The 16,012-nt window shown below is 63.3% G+C and carries 18 protein-coding genes; 5 read left to right on the top strand and 13 right to left on the bottom strand.

The genetic code is table 11. The annotated features are described in order from the left end of the window. Positions 1 to 58 precede the first annotated feature (58 nt). From pnp to rimP, 12 genes are all read right to left on the bottom strand, one after another. Positions 59 to 2,362, bottom strand: coding sequence for a polyribonucleotide nucleotidyltransferase (gene pnp, locus KK137_RS16400; RefSeq protein ID WP_214537771.1), 2,304 nt, complete (start codon positions 2,360 to 2,362; stop codon positions 59 to 61). Positions 2,363 to 2,539: 177 nt separating this feature from the next. Then, positions 2,540 to 2,809 carry a 30S ribosomal protein S15 gene (gene rpsO, locus KK137_RS16395; protein ID WP_214537770.1) on the bottom strand — a complete coding sequence of 90 codons (270 nt, stop codon included), beginning with the start codon at positions 2,807 to 2,809 and terminating at the stop codon, positions 2,540 to 2,542. Between the two features lie 5 nt (positions 2,810 to 2,814). Beyond that, positions 2,815 to 3,801, bottom strand: coding sequence for a tRNA pseudouridine(55) synthase TruB (truB, locus tag KK137_RS16390; protein ID WP_214537769.1), 987 nt, complete (start codon positions 3,799 to 3,801; stop codon positions 2,815 to 2,817). Next, a complete protein-coding gene (locus KK137_RS16385; protein WP_214537768.1) occupies positions 3,798 to 4,295 on the bottom strand; it encodes a DUF2239 family protein in 498 nt (165 codons plus the stop codon). The genes truB and KK137_RS16385 overlap by 4 nt, the downstream gene beginning before the upstream one ends. Positions 4,296 to 4,358: 63 nt before the next feature. Continuing rightward, a complete protein-coding gene (locus KK137_RS16380) occupies positions 4,359 to 5,045 on the bottom strand; it encodes a site-2 protease family protein (protein ID WP_214537767.1) in 687 nt (228 codons plus the stop codon). A 45-nt stretch (positions 5,046 to 5,090) separates the two neighbouring features. Beyond that, positions 5,091 to 5,486, bottom strand: a complete 396-nt coding sequence (gene rbfA / locus KK137_RS16375) for a 30S ribosome-binding factor RbfA (RefSeq protein ID WP_214537766.1) — start codon at positions 5,484 to 5,486, stop codon at positions 5,091 to 5,093. A 2-nt stretch (positions 5,487 to 5,488) separates the two neighbouring features. Beyond that, on the bottom strand, positions 5,489 to 6,025 hold the full coding sequence (locus KK137_RS16370) for a DUF1697 domain-containing protein (RefSeq protein WP_214537765.1): 537 nt from the start codon (positions 6,023 to 6,025) through the stop codon (positions 5,489 to 5,491). A gap of 4 nt (positions 6,026 to 6,029) precedes the next feature. Continuing rightward, positions 6,030 to 6,725, bottom strand: coding sequence for a glutamine amidotransferase (locus tag KK137_RS16365; protein ID WP_214537764.1), 696 nt, complete (start codon positions 6,723 to 6,725; stop codon positions 6,030 to 6,032). Positions 6,726 to 6,824: 99 nt separating this feature from the next. Further along, positions 6,825 to 9,389: a translation initiation factor IF-2 gene (gene infB, locus KK137_RS16360; RefSeq protein ID WP_214537763.1), complete on the bottom strand. Its 2,565-nt coding sequence runs from the start codon at positions 9,387 to 9,389 to the stop codon at positions 6,825 to 6,827. 17 nt (positions 9,390 to 9,406) lie between these two features. Next, entirely contained in the window at positions 9,407 to 10,153 is a 747-nt protein-coding gene (locus KK137_RS16355; protein ID WP_214537762.1) for a DUF448 domain-containing protein, read from the bottom strand. After that, a complete protein-coding gene (nusA, locus tag KK137_RS16350) occupies positions 10,134 to 11,792 on the bottom strand; it encodes a transcription termination factor NusA (RefSeq protein ID WP_214537761.1) in 1,659 nt (552 codons plus the stop codon). The genes KK137_RS16355 and nusA overlap by 20 nt, the downstream gene beginning before the upstream one ends. Next, positions 11,792 to 12,352, bottom strand: coding sequence for a ribosome maturation protein RimP (gene rimP, locus KK137_RS16345; protein WP_214537760.1), 561 nt, complete (start codon positions 12,350 to 12,352; stop codon positions 11,792 to 11,794). The genes nusA and rimP overlap by 1 nt, the downstream gene beginning before the upstream one ends. A 343-nt stretch (positions 12,353 to 12,695) precedes the next feature. Here rimP and rnk point away from each other — a divergent pair, with 343 nt between their 5' ends. Then, on the top strand, positions 12,696 to 13,100 hold the full coding sequence (rnk, locus tag KK137_RS16340) for a nucleoside diphosphate kinase regulator (protein ID WP_214537759.1): 405 nt from the start codon (positions 12,696 to 12,698) through the stop codon (positions 13,098 to 13,100). Positions 13,101 to 13,104: 4 nt separating this feature from the next. Here the strand turns inward: rnk and pspF are convergent, their stop codons facing one another. Further along, the gene (pspF, locus tag KK137_RS16335; RefSeq protein ID WP_214537758.1) at positions 13,105 to 14,142 is read right to left on the bottom strand and encodes a phage shock protein operon transcriptional activator; all 1,038 of its coding nucleotides are present in this window, start codon (positions 14,140 to 14,142) and stop codon (positions 13,105 to 13,107) included. Between the two features lie 147 nt (positions 14,143 to 14,289). Between pspF and KK137_RS16330 the strand changes: the two genes are divergently transcribed. From KK137_RS16330 to pspC, 4 genes are all read left to right on the top strand, one after another. Next, the gene (locus KK137_RS16330) at positions 14,290 to 14,454 is read left to right on the top strand and encodes a hypothetical protein (protein WP_214537757.1); all 165 of its coding nucleotides are present in this window, start codon (positions 14,290 to 14,292) and stop codon (positions 14,452 to 14,454) included. Between the two features lie 107 nt (positions 14,455 to 14,561). Then, positions 14,562 to 15,320 carry a phage shock protein PspA gene (gene pspA / locus KK137_RS16325; protein WP_214537795.1) on the top strand — a complete coding sequence of 253 codons (759 nt, stop codon included), beginning with the start codon at positions 14,562 to 14,564 and terminating at the stop codon, positions 15,318 to 15,320. Between the two features lie 3 nt (positions 15,321 to 15,323). Next, a complete protein-coding gene (gene pspB, locus KK137_RS16320) occupies positions 15,324 to 15,623 on the top strand; it encodes an envelope stress response membrane protein PspB (protein ID WP_214537756.1) in 300 nt (99 codons plus the stop codon). After that, complete coding sequence (gene pspC / locus KK137_RS16315) at positions 15,620 to 15,997, top strand: envelope stress response membrane protein PspC (RefSeq protein WP_214537755.1); 378 nt, start codon at positions 15,620 to 15,622, stop codon at positions 15,995 to 15,997. The genes pspB and pspC overlap by 4 nt, the downstream gene beginning before the upstream one ends. Positions 15,998 to 16,012: the final 15 nt, after the last annotated feature.

Genomic DNA, 16,012 nt, shown 5'->3' with positions numbered 1-16,012 from the left:
AAAAAAGAGGCCGCGAAGTTTCCCTCGCGGCCCCTCGTTTACCTTATTTCGTCAAACCTCAATCATCCTTGAGGAATGCCGGAAGGTGGTCCGGATCGCCGCCTTCGTTGCGGTCGGAACGCGGGCCGCGGTCGTCGCGGTCGCGACGCGGGCCGCGATCGCCTCCACGGCCGCCCCGGTCGCCATCACGGCGCGGACGACGGTCGCCACCACGGTCACCGCGATCGCCGCGCGGTTCACGCGGTTCGCGCGGCGGACGGGTGTCCTCCAGCTCTTCACCGGTTTCCTGATCGACGACGCGCATGGACAAGCGAACCTTGCCGCGGTTGTCGATCTCAAGGACCTTGACCTTAACTTCCTGGCCTTCGGCGACGACATCGGTCGGCTTTTCGACCCGCTCGTTCTTCATCTCGGAAACGTGGACGAGGCCGTCCTTGCCGCCCATGAAGTTCACGAACGCGCCGAAGTCGACGATGTTGACGACCTTGCCGTTGTAGACCTTGCCGACCTCGGGCTCTTCGACGATGCCCTGAATCCACTTCTTCGCGGCCTCGATCTGGGTGAGGTCGGAAGAGCTGATCTTGATTACGCCCTCGTCGTCGATGTCGACCTTGGCGCCGGTCTCGGCCACGATCTCGCGGATCACCTTGCCGCCGGTGCCGATGACGTCGCGGATCTTCGACTTGTCGATCTGCATCGTCTCGATCCGCGGCGCGTGGGCCGACAGTTCGGTACGGGCCGAGCCCAGAGCCTTGGTCATCTCACCCAGGATATGCGCGCGGCCGGCCTTCGCCTGCTCGAGCGCCTTGCCCATGATCTCCTTGGTGATGCCGGCGATCTTGATGTCCATTTGCAGGCTGGTGATGCCCGCTTCGGTACCGGCCACCTTGAAGTCCATGTCGCCGAGGTGGTCCTCGTCGCCCAGGATGTCGCTGAGGACCGCGAAGTCCTTGCCTTCGAGGATCAGGCCCATCGCGATGCCCGAAACCGGGCGCGCGATTGGCACGCCAGCGTCCATCATCGCCAGACAGCCACCGCAAACGGTCGCCATCGAGCTCGACCCGTTGGACTCGGTGATGTCGGACAGGATGCGGATCGTGTAGGGGAAGTCTTCCTTCGAGGGCAGCATCGGGCGCAGGGCGCGCCAGGCCAGCTTGCCGTGTCCGACTTCACGACGGCCCGGGGCGCCGAAGCGACCCACTTCACCGACCGAGTAGGGCGGGAAGTTGTAGTGCAGCATGAAGCTTTCGTAGGACAGGCCGTTGAGGCCGTCGATCATCTGCTCGGAGTCCTTGGTGCCGAGCGTGGTGGTGCAGATCGCTTGCGTTTCACCGCGGGTGAACAGCGCCGAACCATGCGTGCGCGGCAGGAAGCCGACAGTCGCCTCGATCGCGCGGACCTGGTCGAGCTTGCGGCCGTCGATACGCGCACCGTCCTTGAGGATCGCGGTGCGGACGATATCCGCCTCGATCTTCTTGGTCAGCTTGTTGGCGGTAATGCTCGTCTGGCCGTCGGCGTCGGCATAGTGCGCCTTAACCTTGGCGCGCGCTTCGTTGAGCGCGTTCGAACGGGCCGACTTGTCGGTCAGCTTGTAGGCAGCGGCGATATCGTCACCGACCAGCTTCTTGATCTCCGCCTTCATCGCCGAGTTGTCGGTGACGTCGAGATCCCACGGATCCTTGGCGGCCTGTTCGGCCAGCTTGATAATCGCGCCGATGACCTTCTTCGATTCCTCGTGCGCGAACATGACCGCGCCGAGCATCTCTTCCTCGGTCAGTTCCTTGGCTTCGGACTCGACCATCATGACCGCGTCCTGGGTCGCGGCGACCACGAGGTCGAGCCGACCTTCGGCCACTTCGCCCATCGACGGGTTGAGTTGGTATTCGCCGTCCTTGAAACCGACGCGGGCGGCCCCGATCGGGCCCATGAACGGAACGCCCGACAGCGTCAGGGCGGCCGACGCGGCGATCATGGCCACGATGTCGGCCTCAGTCTCGCCGTCATAGGACATGACCTGGGCGATGACGTTGATCTCGTTGTAGAACCCTTCGGGGAACAGCGGACGGATCGGACGGTCGATAAGGCGGCTGGTCAGCGTTTCCTTTTCGGTCGCGCCACGCTCACGCTTGAAGAAGCCGCCCGGGATACGACCGGCGGCCGAGAATTTTTCCTGGTAGTGGACAGTCAGCGGGAAGAAGTCCTGCCCTTCCTTGACCGACTTCGCGGCGGTGACAGCGCACAGCACCACGGTTTCGCCGTAAGTGGCGAGGACCGCCCCGTCAGCCTGACGGGCAATGCGGCCGGTTTCCAGAGTGAGGGTCTTGCCGCCCCACTCCAGCGATACGGTTTTCGTGTCGAACATGTGTTTTCCTTACGAGATCCGCGGAGCCAGATTGCGCCACGGGGCCTCAAGTGCCGGGTGTTCCGTCCCGGTCCGGTGCGGAGCCTTTTCTTGCCCCAAGGCTTCCTCGCCGAATTGCGAGGCCTGCCCCATATACGAAAAGCGGCCCACTGAGGGGCCGCTTCCCATCAAATATTCTTACTTACGCAGACCCAGCTTCTGGATCAGGCTGTTGTAGCGCTCGACGTCCTTCTTCTTGAGGTAGGCGAGCAGGCTACGGCGCTTGTTGACCATCATGAGAAGGCCACGGCGCGAATGGTTGTCCTTGTGGTGATCCTTGAAGTGCTCAGTGAGGTTGCGGATACGCTCGGTGAGGATCGCGACCTGGACTTCGGGAGAACCGGTGTCGCCCTTGGACTGGGCGTTGCTGGTGATGATCTCTTGCTTCTTTTCGGCAGTAACCGACATTCATTTTACTCCGCGGTATCCGTCAGGTTGAACCCCCGGACGACCTTGGCCGTACCGCCCGAAAGTTCCATCAGCGCCACCGGAACATTGCCGGACACTGCGAGGATGAGCCCATCGGGATGGGGCATTCCGGAAAGGACCCGGCCCTGACGGGCCGCCTGCGCGCTATCCGGATCGAGGGTAAGGGCCGGGATACCGTCCAGCCCCGCCTCCAGCGGCAGGAGGTGGTCTTCAAGGCGCGCGCCGTTGCCGATTTCCTCAAGAATGTCCAGAGAAATCGCCTGACGCTCGGTAAAAGGGCCGGCCTTGATGCGCCGAAGGTAAGTGACATGGCCCACGGCGCCCAGGGCGTGCGCGATGTCGCGCGCCAGGGAGCGGACATAGGTACCCTTGCTGACGTGTGCCACCAGCGTAACACTGTCGGCCAGAACCAGCGGTGCCGCGGGGTCCAGCAGATCCGGGCGACCGGCCGTCTCGGCGAACGTCGACCACAGTTCATCACCTGCGCCGGGAGGGATCAGCTCGTGGATCGTCACCCTGCGGCTCTTGAGCTCGACCTCTTCGCCCGCCCTCGCGCGATCATAGGCCCTGCGCCCATCGACCTTGATCGCAGAGTAGGCGGGAGGCACTTGGTCGATCTCTCCGGTGAAATGCTGGCACACAGCCGCCACCGCGGCCAGCGGCGGCCGATGATCGCTGGTCGCGATCACTTCGCCTTCGAGGTCGAGCGTATCGGTCTCTTCCCCGAAGCGGATCGTAAACGCGTAGGTCTTGCTGGCGTCGAGCATGCGCCCGGCCAGCTTGGTCGCTTCGCCCAGGGCGATCGGCAGCACTCCCTCTGCCAGAGGATCCAAGGTACCGCCGTGCCCGATCTTGACCTTGCCGTAACCCGCCTTGCGCAACACGCGCTTGACGGCCGCCACCGCCTGGGTGGAGCCCAGCCCGCGAGGCTTGTCCAGGATTAGCCAGCCATGAGGTTGCCGCAGTGTCATTCGGGAAACGCCAACGTTCGGCCATGGTCGCGGATTGCGGGTGGCCACTCGTAGGTGAAGTGATCGTAACCGACCTTGTTCCCGGCATAGATCTCGCGCACCGCATCTTCGAACCTGGGCAGGTCACCCGCGATCGCGCTGAGGAAGCGATAGGCCGCATCATAACCTTGCTCGGGACTCTTAGCGCGCTTGCTCGCTTCCTCCACGAGCCGGCGCAGAGCCGCTGAGGCGCCACCACGCTGGGCATTGAGCCAATCCCAGTGCCGGGGAAGCAAGGTCACTTCACGCGCCTTCACGCCAAGCGACGGACGACCGCGCATCCTGGCTGGTTCTTCCGCCTGCAGATCCAGATCGATCTGTCGGCCGGTATCGTCATCAAACACCAACAGGTCTGAAGCCCTCTCGAGCGGCTCGAGCGCGCGCATCTGTGGGATAACTTCCTGCGCTGTCCCCCGCGCCAAGAGCGCGCCCTTGTGAAATACGGTCACACCCATAAGCGCCCCCTTCCAACGGCGTTATATATACCCGGGTATTTTTGTCAATTAACCCGGATATAATTAACCACCCGCAATCCAGTAGGCCAAAGTGAGGAACTGGCGCTGCGCCCATTCGAAGGGAGGGACGACCACTCTCTCCACGATGCCAAGACCAGGGAAAAAGTACGGGATGATCAGGAGGACCAGGAACACCAGCATAAAGCCGAAAGGACGAAGCTTGTCGTAGGCGACCGCCGCCTTCTCGGGCAGCAGCCCCTCGACGATGTGCGACCCATCGAACGGTGGTATCGGCAAGAGATTGAAAAGGGCGAGGAAGATATTGATCCCGATGAAGTAGGACAGGGCGATCAGACCGAAGCCGAGAAGCCCTTCGGGCGCAGTGGTCAAGCCACGAGCCAGAATGCCTAGAAGGATCGCGCCGAGCGTAGCCAGAACCAGATTGGTCGCCGGCCCCGCCGCTGCGACGGCCATCATGCCGTATCGCGGGTTCTTCAGGCGCCATTTGTTCACCGGCACGGGTTTGGCCCAGCCAAAGGCCGGCAAGCCGCTCAAGGTTAGCAGGCCGGGAAGCACCAGGGTCCCGAAGGGGTCGACATGGGGAATCGGATTGAGGGTGAGCCGCTTGCTCTCTTTCGCGGTCGGATCGCCAAGCGCCAGCGCAACCCACCCGTGCGCGACTTCGTGAAAGACTATGGCAATGACCAGCGCCGGGATCAGCGCAAGGGCCTGTAGAAGAGTATCGTTCATCGACGCTGAGATAGTGATCGGACCAGCCTAGCGATAGGGGCGGGATTATTCCTCCCCAAGATCACGCACCACCTTCGGATCGTTCAGCAGCCGCTCGATCCGGTCAGCCTCGTCAAAGCTCTCATCCGCGAGGAAGCGCAGCTTCGGAGCGAACTTGAGCCCCAGTCGCTGCGCCACTTCGCGCTGGAGGAAAGCGGTATTCCGGCGAAGGGCTGCGAGCACTTCCTCCTCGTCGCCGCCGAGCAGCGGCTTCACGTAGACTTTGGCGATCCGCAGGTCTGGCGACATGCGCACTTCCGTGACCGACAGGGTGTGCGCGGTCAGGGTGTCGTCATGGACCTGCTGGCGGCTGAGCAGCTCGGAAAGCAGGTGGCGCACGCGCTCGCCCACCTTGAGCAGGCGTACCGAACGGTCTTCGTTGCCTTGGGATTGGCGGGGCATTGTCAGTTATCCATCTTGTCGAGAATGCGCTGCAACGACCGCACATTCCGGGCCGTAGCGCGCGATTTAATTACCTTCGCCTTCTTCATCGCCGGGTCGAGCATGGAGCGCCCCACCCCTTCGCGGAAGTCGACGTAAAATTCCATAACGCCTGCGGCCAGCCGTTCGGGACCTTCATACCGACTCGCGAAAGCGTGGAAAGCTTCCTTGTCGAGAGGTTCGGCGAGGAAGATCGTGTGGACGAAGTTTGGCGCGCCATCCTTAACGAAGGGATTGTCGATGATGGCCGCCTGAAGTTCGTCCTTGCTCCGGACGGCAGCGAAAGTGTCGATATCGAAGCGGTCGCGGATGATGTAGGCGATCTTTTCGGCAAGCGCCCTCGACGGTCGTTCGTCATGCGAGAACAACACGTTTCCGCTGGCGACGACAGTCTCGACGTCTTCGAAGTCCTCGCGCTCCAGCGCTTCGCGCAAATCGGCCATCAGCAGCCGGTTGCCGCCGACGTTGATGGAACCCAGCAAGGCTACGTAGCGCGCCATGACCCTATTCCCAGCCCGCGATCCACGACCGCAGCACACGCGATGCGCGGGTTTCGAGTTGCGGGCCGAAACGCGCGGCGTCGGCCCGGATCGCGCGGGGATCTCGGCCGCTGGCGATCAGTTCGGCGCAATGCCCGACTAGCCAGCTCTCGATCTCGCGAGCATCGGCCTCGAGGTGGCATTGCAGCCCGAGAACGTTAGGACCGATGGCAAAGGCTTGGTTCGGGCACACCCCGGTCGAGGCGAGCAAGATCGATCCCTCTGGCAAGTCGAACTGGTCGCCATGCCAGTGGAGCACCGGCCAATCCTCGATATGTCCCAGCGGCGAGGCCAGACCCGCATCAGTGAGTTCTAGTGGCGAGAAACCAATCTCCTTGTCCGCCATCGGCCCGACCTTGGCCCCCAATGCCCGGGCGATGAGCTGCGCGCCAAGGCAAATGCCAAGAAGCGGCCGGCGCGCGGCCAGGCGCCGCTCGATCATGCGTACTTCAGCTGTCAGGAACGGATAGAGCTCATCATCATAGGCCCCGATCGGAGCGCCGAGAATGACGAGCAAGTCAGGCTCGACCGCCTCGATCGAGTCCAGATCGTCAACGGTGGGATCGCAGTAGAGAACTTCGAACCCGAAGTCCGCCAGCGCCGCGTCCCACACGCCAAGGTGCTCGAAGCCGAGATGACGAACTGCGAGGACAGTTTTCATTTCGCCCCTCCCGCTTGCCGGCGGAGCCGGGGGTGGGCTTGGCGCCACTTCCCCACGAGCCCTCCCCTAACCCCTCCCGCAAGCGGGAGGGGAGTTGGATCACAGCGTCCGTTCGCGTTCCTCGACCTCGAAGACTTCGAGGTGGTCACCCGCCTTGATGTCGTTCGTGTCGGCGAGGACCACGCCGCATTCGAGACCGACGCGGACTTCGTCCACGTCGTCCTTGAAGCGCCGCAGCGAGGCGATTGTGGTCGCGCTGACGATAACGTCGGCACGGGTGAGACGCGCGTAGAGGCCCTTGCGGATGATGCCTTCGAGCACCAGCAGACCCGCCGCCTTGTCGCGCTTGCCGGCCGGGAACACCTGCTTGACCTCGGCGCGGCCAACCACGTTCTCGATCCGCAGGGGACCCAGAACGCCGGCCATTTCGCGGGCGATCTCTTCGGTCAGTTGGTAGATGACGTCGTAGTACTTCATCTCCACCTTGTGCCGGGCAATCAACTCGCGCGCCTTGGCGTTCGGGCGCACGTTGAAGCCGATGATCGGCGCCTTCGAAGCCGAGGCCAGCGTCACGTCGCTCTCAGTGATAGCGCCGACGCCGGAGTTGAGGACGCGCACCTTGATCTCGTCGTTCGAGAGGTTGTGCAGCGCCGTCACGATGGCTTCGGCGGAACCCTGGACGTCGGCCTTCACCACGACCGGGAATTCCTTCACGTCGCTCTTGAGGCCGGCAAACATGGCATCGAGGTTGGCTGGCGCCGTTGCAGTACGCTTGGCAGTTGCCTGCTGCTGACGATAGGTCGCCACTTCGCGGGCACGCTGCTCGTTCTCAACCACCGTCAAGTGATCGCCGGCGTTGGGCACGCCGCCGAGGCCGAGAACCTCTACCGGCATCGAAGGACCGGCTTCCTTCACCTGTTGGCCCTTGTCGTCGACCAGCGCGCGGACGCGGCCGCTCTCGTTGCCGACAACGAAGACGTCGCCGCGCTTAAGGGTGCCGCGATTGACCAGCACCGTGGCGACAGGGCCGCGGCCCTTGTCGAGCTGCGCCTCGATCACGGTCGCATCGGCAGGACGGTCCGGATTGGCCTTGAGCTCGAGCAGTTCTGCCTGAAGCAGGATCTTCTCGATCAGTTCATCGAGACCGGCACCGGTCTTGGCCGAGACCTCGACATCCTGCACGTCACCGCTCATCGCTTCGACCACGACCTCATGCTCGAGCAAGCGCTCGCGAATCTTCTGCGGCTTGGCTTCCGGCTTGTCGATCTTGTTGATCGCCACGATCATCGGCACGCCGGCCGCCTTGGTGTGCTTGATAGCCTCGATCGTCTGCGGCATCAGCCCGTCGTCCGCCGCCACCACCAGGATAACGATATCAGTCACGTTGGCGCCGCGCTGGCGCATCTGGGTGAACGCCTCGTGCCCCGGAGTGTCGAGGAACGTGATCTTGTGCTTGTCCTTCGTGGTGATCTGATAGGCACCAATGTGCTGGGTTATACCCCCAGCTTCGCCCCGCACCACGTCGGTTCCGCGCAGCGCGTCCAGCAAGCTGGTCTTGCCATGGTCGACGTGGCCCATGATCGTGACCACCGGCGGACGCGGCTGCAACGTTTCTTCGGAATCGACGTCTTCCGTCGTGTCGATGTCCACGTCGCTGTCCGACACGCGAACGATGTTGTGGCCGAATTCCTCGACCAGCAGCTCCGCCGTGTCCTGGTCGATCGTCTGGTTGACGGTGACCATCATGTCCATGTTGAACAGCGCCTTCACCAGGTCGGCGCCCTTTTCGGCCATGCGGTTGGCGAGTTCCTGCACGGTGATCGCCTCTGGCACGATCACGTCACGGACTTGCTTTTCGCGCGGCTGCGACATGCCGCCCATGTGTGCGCGGCGTTCCTTTTCACGGGCGCGCTTGAGCGCCGCCAGCGAGCGGGCGCGGGCGCCTTCGTCCTCGTTGAGCGCACGGTTGACCGTAAGCTTGCCTCCGCGACGACGGTCGTCGACGTGACCACGGCCGGCCGGCTGCTGCTGTTGCTGTTGCTTGCGGTCGTCGCGCTTCTTTTCCGGGCGCTTGACCTCAGGACGAGCGACCGGGGTGAACTTGCGCGGAGCTGGAGCGGCTGCGGGAGTCGCCTCGTCGCCCTCGGCGCTGGCGCTGGCTTCACTACCCTCGGCCGCCTCAACAGCTTCCTCAGCCTTGGCTTCCGGTTCGGCAGGAGCAGCGGCCACGGCCGCAGCCTCTTGCGCAGCGGCACGGCGGTTCTCTTCGGCCCGACGCTTCTCTTCCTCGAGCGCTTGCGCGCGCTCTTCGGTCTCGCGGCGAGTCTGTTCCTCGGTCAGGCGCAGGCGCTCTTCCTCGGCCTCGCGCTGAAGGCGCGCGACGCGCTCTTGCGGCGTTTCGCCTGCAGGGGCCTTGACCACGGGCTTCTTCGGCGGGGGCGGCGGAGCGGGGGGTGGCGGCGGTGCCGCAACTTCGACCTCGGGCTCAGGCGCGGAGTGGCCCTCTTCCCCAGGGCGCTTCAGGGCGCGACGACGCTTCACCTCGACCGTCACCTTATTGGTGCGGCCGTGACTGAAGGTCTGCTTGACCTCGCCGGCGTCGACCGAGCGCTTCAGCCCCAGCGGCTTGCGGGTAAGCGTCGGTGTGTTTTCGTTATCGCTCATACGCCTTCAATAGTCCTTCAAAATTCGTTCGTCGCCATGCTTGCGGGAGCGGCGTCATCGCCAGCCCTGCAAGCATCTTCATCGAGAGAAGCCCCAGGGGCTCCCAGAAAGTTCACGAGGCGCTGTAGCGGGATAGCGACCCGCTTGGCCGATGCGGCATCGGCCAACGCCAGATGGACGACATTGTCACGGCCCAATGCCACAGACAGAGCCGCGCGGTCCAGTGGCAGGCGAAGGCCGGAAAGGCCACTCCCTTCCGCTTCGCTTCCCACACGCCAGGCCTGGTCCAGCTTACGGCTGCCGTCGTCGCTGGCATCCGCCGCATGATAGAGCGCTGCCACGCGGCCCAGTCGGGCCTCACCAGCAATGCGGTCCGAGCCCAAGATAAGCCGTCCGCTGCGCATTTCGAGTCCCAACCTGTCGAGAAACGCGCGAGATAGCGCCGCTCCGACGAGATCGGGCAAATTATCCGGTATCGCCAAACGTCCGTTCTTGAACGCCCGCGAAAGCGCCCCCTTCAGCTTTCCGTTGGCCAGCGCCTCTGCCAGTTCGCTACGAGTGACGCCAATCCAGGCACCACGACCTGGGGCCTTGGCGTGAGCATCGGGCAACACGTCACCATCGGGCGAGATCGCCAGGCGCAGGAGTTCGTCCCGCGAGGCGATCCGCCCGCTGAGTATGCAGCGGCGCTCCGGCCCCTTATCGGAGCCGGTCGCTTCCGCGATGTCGTGGTCGGCTAGCGGCTCATTGCGAGGATTCCGCATCGGCGGCCTCCTCTTGAACGGGCGCTTCGGCAGCCGGTGCGGCTTCCTCGTCACCCTCGAACCAATGGGCACGCGCGGCCATGATGATCTCGTTGCCCTGCTCTTCGTTCAGGCCGAACTCACCGAGTACGCCACCCTTGTCTTCAGTGCGCTGCTGACGACGAAGCGGTGGGCCCGCGTCGGCGTTACGACGGCGAGGAGCTTCGCGCTTCTTGGCGATCAGCTCGTCCGTCGCAAGATCGGCAAGATCGTCGAGCGATTTGATGCCGGCCTTGCCCAGGACAACGAGCATCTGCTCGGTCAGGTGCGGCATGTCGGCCAGCGCATCCTCGACGCCGAGTTCACGACGCTCTGTACGGTAGGCTTCTTCCTGACGCTCGATCGCTTCGAGCGCTCGACTCTGCAGCTCTTCGGCCAGCTCTTCGTCGAAGCCTTCGATCGAAGCCAGCTCGGCCAGCTCGACGTAAGCCACTTCCTCGAGTTCGGCGAAGCCTTCCGCCACGAGCAGCTGCGACAGCGTCTCGTCGACGTCGAGCTCTTCCTCGAACATCTTCGAGCGCTCGGCGAATTCCTTCTGACGCTTCTCCGAGGCTTCTTCCTCGGTCATGATGTCGATCTGGCTCTCGGTCAGCTGACTGGCGAGGCGCACGTTCTGGCCGCGACGGCCGATGGCGAGCGACAGCTGGTCATCGGGAACGACAACTTCGATGCGGCTCTCTTCCTCGTCGAGCACCACGCGGCTGACAGTGGCCGGCTGCAGCGCGTTGACGACGAACGTCGCGGTGTCTTCGCTCCACGGGATGATGTCGATCTTTTCGCCCTGCAGCTCTTGCACGACGGCCTGCACGCGGCTGCCCTTCATGCCGACGCAGGCGCCGACCGGGTCGATCGAGGAATCGCGGCTGATCACGCCGATCTTGGCGCGGCTGCCCGGGTCGCGGGCGGCGGCCTTGATCTCGATGATGTTGTCGTAAATCTCGGGCACTTCCTGCGCGAACAGCTTCTTCATGAATTCCGGATGCGCGCGGCTGAGGAAGATCTGCGGACCGCGGTTGTTGCGCTCCACCTTCATGATCAGGGCGCGGACCCGCTCGCCGACGCGGGCAGCTTCGCGCGGGATCTGCTGGTCGCGGCGGATCACGCCCTCGGCGCGGCCGAGGTTGACGATTACGTGGCCGAATTCGACCGACTTGATCACCCCGGTGATGATTTCGCCCGCACGATCCTTGAACTCTTCGTACTGGCGCTCACGCTCTGCATCGCGGACCTTCTGGAAGATCACCTGCTTGGCGCTCTGCGCGTCGATGCGGCCAAGGTCGACCGGCGGCAGCGGGTCGACGATGAAGTCACCGATCGAGGCCCCGGGCTGCAGCTTCTCTGCCTGCTTGAGGTCGACCTGCTTGAAATAATCCTCGACGATTTCGACGACTTCGACGACCCGCCACAGGCGCAGGTCGCCGGTGAGCGGATCAAGCTTGGCGCGAATGTCGTTCTCTGCGCCGTAACGGGCGCGGGCGGCCTTCTGGATCGCCTCTTCCATCGCTTCGACGACGATCGCCTTGTCGATCATCTTCTCGGTGGCGACGGAGTTCGCGATTGCGAGCAATTCGGCCTTGTTGGCGGAAATCGGACTGGCCATCAGTCTTCTGCCTTCTCTTCTTCGAGTGTTTCTTCGATTTCGTCGACGCCGCTCGTATCGAGCGGACGGGTAGCGGCGATAAGCTTGTCGGTGAGGACGAGCTTTGCCGAATGAATGTTCGCCAGCGCCACTTCCATGCGACCGGCCTTCCTGTCTTCCACGGCGACCACATCGCCATCGATGCCGAGCAACTCGCCGCGGAGCTTGCGGTGTTCGCCCACCGCCTCGTTCAGCGAAAGGTTCACGTCATGCCCGGCCCAGTTGGCGAAGTCCTTCGCTCGGGTCAGCGGACGATCGATGCCTGGTGAGCTGACCTCGAGGTTATAGGCCCCCCGGACAAGTTCTTCACCCTGCTCTTCAAGCTCGTCCATCCGGTCCGAAATCCGGCGCGACAGAGCCATGCACTGTTCGACCACCAACTGCCCAGTCGCCGGATCTTCGGCCATGACCTGGAGCGTGCGCTCTTCGCCGGAACCGGAAAGCTTCACACGCACGAGATCGAAACCGAGAGCTTTCGCTTCGGGCTCGATCACTTCTGTAAGGCGCGCGATATCGGCCATCGGGTCTCCATTACCGAATCATCGTGACAAAGAGGCTTCGGGCCGGCCCCCAGGAGGCGCCAGCACCAGACCTTGTCACGACAATGTCGGGATGGCGGCTAGATAGGCTGGGAGTCCGCGAATTGCAACTGGCATTGCGTTGGCACGCTTGAGGGCCATTTGACATGGGCACCCCGAGATGACAGCATCGCACGATGACAAGTACGCACTTTCGATCCCACGGGGGTCAGCTTCTCGCGGGCATTTAGCCCCGGGTCCGGTGCGTTCACGCCCCGCGCCCGGGGCGAGCTACCGACTTCACGCGCCCGGTGCGCGTTTCCCCCATTTCGAAAGACCACCAGTCATGACTGTCCAGCAGGCCCAGGTGCGGCCTCCGATCACCCTCATCGAAAACGAAGCCGATGCGCTTGCCGATCTCGCTATCAGCGTGCGCGAACGCCATCCCAACGTCAGCCGCCTCCTGCTCGAAGAAATCGACCGAGCCGAAACGCTGCCTGAGTCGGAGATGCCGTACGACGTGGTGACGATGGGCTCCACGGTCGTTTTCGTCGACGAGAAGACTGGCGATCGGCGAACCGTCACCCTGGTCTACCCAAAGGAAGCAGATATCAACGAGGGACGCCTCTCGATCCTGACGCCGGTCGGTGCCGGGCTGATCGGATTGCGCACCGGCCAATCGATCAGTTGGCCCGACCGGAGCGGAGAAGAACGGCTGTTGACCATCGAGAATGTCTCCCGCTCCAGCTAATTCGTTAGTCCACCTCCCCGTTGCGTTCCGCAAGCCCGTGCTTGCGGATGCAGTGGCGCAGCTGATCGTAAGTCAACCCCAGTGCCTTGGCCGTCTGTCGCTGGTTCCAGCGATTCCGGCCGAGGTGGTGTTCGAGAATGGCCCGCTCGTGCGCTTCGACAGCGGTCCGCAGGTCCTCAACGCTATCGTAGTCCTGCGCCAAAGGGCGTGAAGCGTAGGCGGCCGGCACGGACTCCACGCCCTTGCTGCCGGGAACGCCCAGCGGCTTCCAGGGGCTCTCGAAGGGATCGAACTGGACGTATCCGATCGACTCCTCCCAATTGGCCCAGCGATAGACGGCGCGCTCGACCACGTTTCGCAACTCTCGCACATTCCCGGGCCAGGGATGCTCGTCGAGCTGCCGCCGCACATGATCTGCAAAGCCTGGCCAACGCTCCCAACCGATTTCCGCGGCCATCCGGCGGCCGAAATAGTCCGCGAGAACGTCGATATCACCCTCTCGTACCCGCAAGGGCGGCAGCGTGATCACCTCGAAACTCAGCCTGTCGAGCAGGTCGGCGCGAAACCGCCCCTCGTCTGCTAGCCTTGGCAGATTCTCGTTGGTAGCCGCCACGATGCGCACGTCGACGCGGATCGGACGCGACGAGCCGATGCGGGTCACCTCGCCGTACTCGACGGCCCGGAGCAATCGCTCTTGCGCCCCCATCGATAGCGTCGCCAACTCGTCGAGAAACAGCGTCCCCCGGTCGGCTTCTTCGAAGCGTCCCGCCCTGGCGCGCGTTGCGCCGGTGAACGAGCCCGCTTCGTGGCCAAACAGCTCAGCCTCGATCAACGTCTCGGGCAGCGCTGCGCAGTTCATCGTGACGAGCGGTTCTTCCCAACGGTTCGACAGGCGGTGAAGGCGTTCGGCGATCAGTTCTTTGCCAGTTCCGCGCTCCCCGATAACGAGCACCGGGCGACGCATGGGCGCAGCCCGGCTCGCCCGCTCCACGGCGTCGAGAAAAGCGCCCGATTGGCCAATGAACTGATTTTCCCGCTCCATTAGCCAAGAGATAGCAAAAAATGCCACAAGGTGGCAATATGCGCCACATAGCCTGCTAAGATATATCCCAAAATTCGAGCAAGGCGGCGCATTTTCCTCATTTGGCATGCTCCTTGCTGATATACTGGCATAGGTTTGGTCAGGGGATTGAAGACCATGTTTGACCGGGAGTTCTTCAGCAGCAAGCTAGGCATCGCCGCGCTGGCGAGCATCATCGCCATGATCTCGTTCAACGCCTTCGCGCTGAACCAGCAAATCTGCCTGGCCGCCGACGCCAACCCGGTCGACGCGCCGCTGGTCGAGTTGGCATGAACCCCAAGGACCCAAACCCTCTACGTCCGATCGGAGAGGCGGCCGCGCGCGCCACTTCCCGCATCGATCGCGAAATAGAGCGGCTTCGCACCAGCCCCCAGCCGGGCATGGGCAAACCGGCCGCTCAGGATTTCAACGCTGCCGTCAATTCATTCGTATCCGGAGTACCCTGGATGGGCATTTTTTCCCGCACTCGAGACATCATCGCCGCCAACTTCAACGAGCTGCTCGATCAAGCCGACGATCCTTCGAAGATGATCCGCATGATCATCCTCGAGATGGAGGAAACGCTTGTCGAGGTCCGCGCCAGCGCGGCGCGGACGATTGCGGATCAGAAGGAAATGCACCGCCACACCGTCAAGCTGGAGAAGCTTCAGGCAGATTGGGGCGAGAAGGCCCAGCTCGCGCTGTCGAAGGATCGAGAAGACCTGGCCCGCGCTGCGCTGGTCGAGAAGAAGCGCGCCGCGGATATGGGCGACCAGCTCAAGCAGGAGATCGCCGTGCTCGATGACGCCCTGCGGGCTTACGAGCAAGACATCGCCAAGCTGCAGAATCGCCTGCGCGAAGCTCGCAGCCGGCAGACGCAGATCGCCGCTCGCCTGGAAAGCGCGGAGAACCGCGTGAAGCTCCGCAGTCTGATGACCAACGAGCGGGTCGACGATGCCCTGACGCGCTTCGACCAGCTCGAGCGCCGGGTAGACTATGCCGAAGGCCGCGCGGATGCCCTGAGCATCTCCGACGGCACCGGCAAGCCGAGCCTCTCGGACGAGATTGCAGCGCTCGAAGGGGCCGACAAGATCGACGAGGAACTCGAAGAGATGAAGCGGGCCCTCGGCATGGGCGGCTCCGAGAAGAAGGAGAGCTGAGCGATGGGTTCCGAAGTCTTCATCGTTCCGGCCATCTTCATCGGCCTTCCGTGGGTGATCATGCACTACATCACCAAGTGGAAAACGGCTGCAACGATAACCACCGACGACGAGCACCTGCTCGACGAACTCTACAACCTGGCCAAGCGCCTGGACGAACGAATGGACACGGTCGAACGCCTGGTCGCGTCCGACAACCCAGAGTTCAAGCCGGCGCGCCTCTTGCCCGATCGCGAGATCGACAATGAACCGCTGCGTGAACTCGACCGCCTGTTGGCCGAAAAGAAGGGAGCCAAGAAGTGAACACGCCTCGCACGACGCTTTACCGCGACAAGCAGAACGCCAAGCTCATGGGCGTGTGCGCGGGGCTGGAGGATTACACCGGCATCAATGCGATCTGGTGGCGTCTGGCCTTCATCATCCTCACTGTCTCGACGGGCGGCATTGGCATTCCGATCTACTTCGCGCTGGGGCTCCTGGCGTCGAAGAAACCCGCCAACCTCTACGTCGATCAGGACGAACAGAAGTACTGGCAGCGTGTCCGCCAGTCACCAAAGCGTACGGCGAGGGAAATCCGCTCGCAGTTCCGCGACATCGACCGCCGGCTGGCTGAGGTCGAGTCCTACTACGTAACCAGCAACCCGCGCCTCTCGGCCGAGATCGAGCGGCTTCGCTAAGGCATTATCAGAGGG

Source organism: Croceibacterium selenioxidans, assembly GCF_018599195.1.
Taxonomy (GTDB): domain Bacteria; phylum Pseudomonadota; class Alphaproteobacteria; order Sphingomonadales; family Sphingomonadaceae; genus Croceibacterium_A; species Croceibacterium_A selenioxidans.
This window is presented reverse-complemented; position numbering and strand designations above follow the sequence as displayed.

Excerpts from the sequence above, each read along its gene's own strand:
- pnp (WP_214537771.1), bottom strand. The coding sequence starts at position 2,362 with ATGTTCGACACGAAAACCGTATCGCTGGAGTGGGGCGGCAAGACCCTC.
- rpsO (WP_214537770.1), bottom strand. The coding sequence starts at position 2,809 with ATGTCGGTTACTGCCGAAAAGAAGCAAGAGATCATCACCAGCAACGCC.
- truB (WP_214537769.1), bottom strand. The coding sequence starts at position 3,801 with ATGACACTGCGGCAACCTCATGGCTGGCTAATCCTGGACAAGCCTCGC.
- KK137_RS16385 (WP_214537768.1), bottom strand. The coding sequence starts at position 4,295 with ATGGGTGTGACCGTATTTCACAAGGGCGCGCTCTTGGCGCGGGGGACA.
- KK137_RS16380 (WP_214537767.1), bottom strand. The coding sequence starts at position 5,045 with ATGAACGATACTCTTCTACAGGCCCTTGCGCTGATCCCGGCGCTGGTC.
- rbfA (WP_214537766.1), bottom strand. The coding sequence starts at position 5,486 with ATGCCCCGCCAATCCCAAGGCAACGAAGACCGTTCGGTACGCCTGCTC.
- KK137_RS16370 (WP_214537765.1), bottom strand. The coding sequence starts at position 6,025 with ATGGCGCGCTACGTAGCCTTGCTGGGTTCCATCAACGTCGGCGGCAAC.
- KK137_RS16365 (WP_214537764.1), bottom strand. The coding sequence starts at position 6,725 with ATGAAAACTGTCCTCGCAGTTCGTCATCTCGGCTTCGAGCACCTTGGC.
- infB (WP_214537763.1), bottom strand. The coding sequence starts at position 9,389 with ATGAGCGATAACGAAAACACACCGACGCTTACCCGCAAGCCGCTGGGG.
- KK137_RS16355 (WP_214537762.1), bottom strand. The coding sequence starts at position 10,153 with ATGCGGAATCCTCGCAATGAGCCGCTAGCCGACCACGACATCGCGGAA.
- nusA (WP_214537761.1), bottom strand. The coding sequence starts at position 11,792 with ATGGCCAGTCCGATTTCCGCCAACAAGGCCGAATTGCTCGCAATCGCG.
- rimP (WP_214537760.1), bottom strand. The coding sequence starts at position 12,352 with ATGGCCGATATCGCGCGCCTTACAGAAGTGATCGAGCCCGAAGCGAAA.
- rnk (WP_214537759.1), top strand. The coding sequence starts at position 12,696 with ATGACTGTCCAGCAGGCCCAGGTGCGGCCTCCGATCACCCTCATCGAA.
- pspF (WP_214537758.1), bottom strand. The coding sequence starts at position 14,142 with ATGGAGCGGGAAAATCAGTTCATTGGCCAATCGGGCGCTTTTCTCGAC.
- pspA (WP_214537795.1), top strand. The coding sequence starts at position 14,562 with ATGGGCAAACCGGCCGCTCAGGATTTCAACGCTGCCGTCAATTCATTC.
- pspB (WP_214537756.1), top strand. The coding sequence starts at position 15,324 with ATGGGTTCCGAAGTCTTCATCGTTCCGGCCATCTTCATCGGCCTTCCG.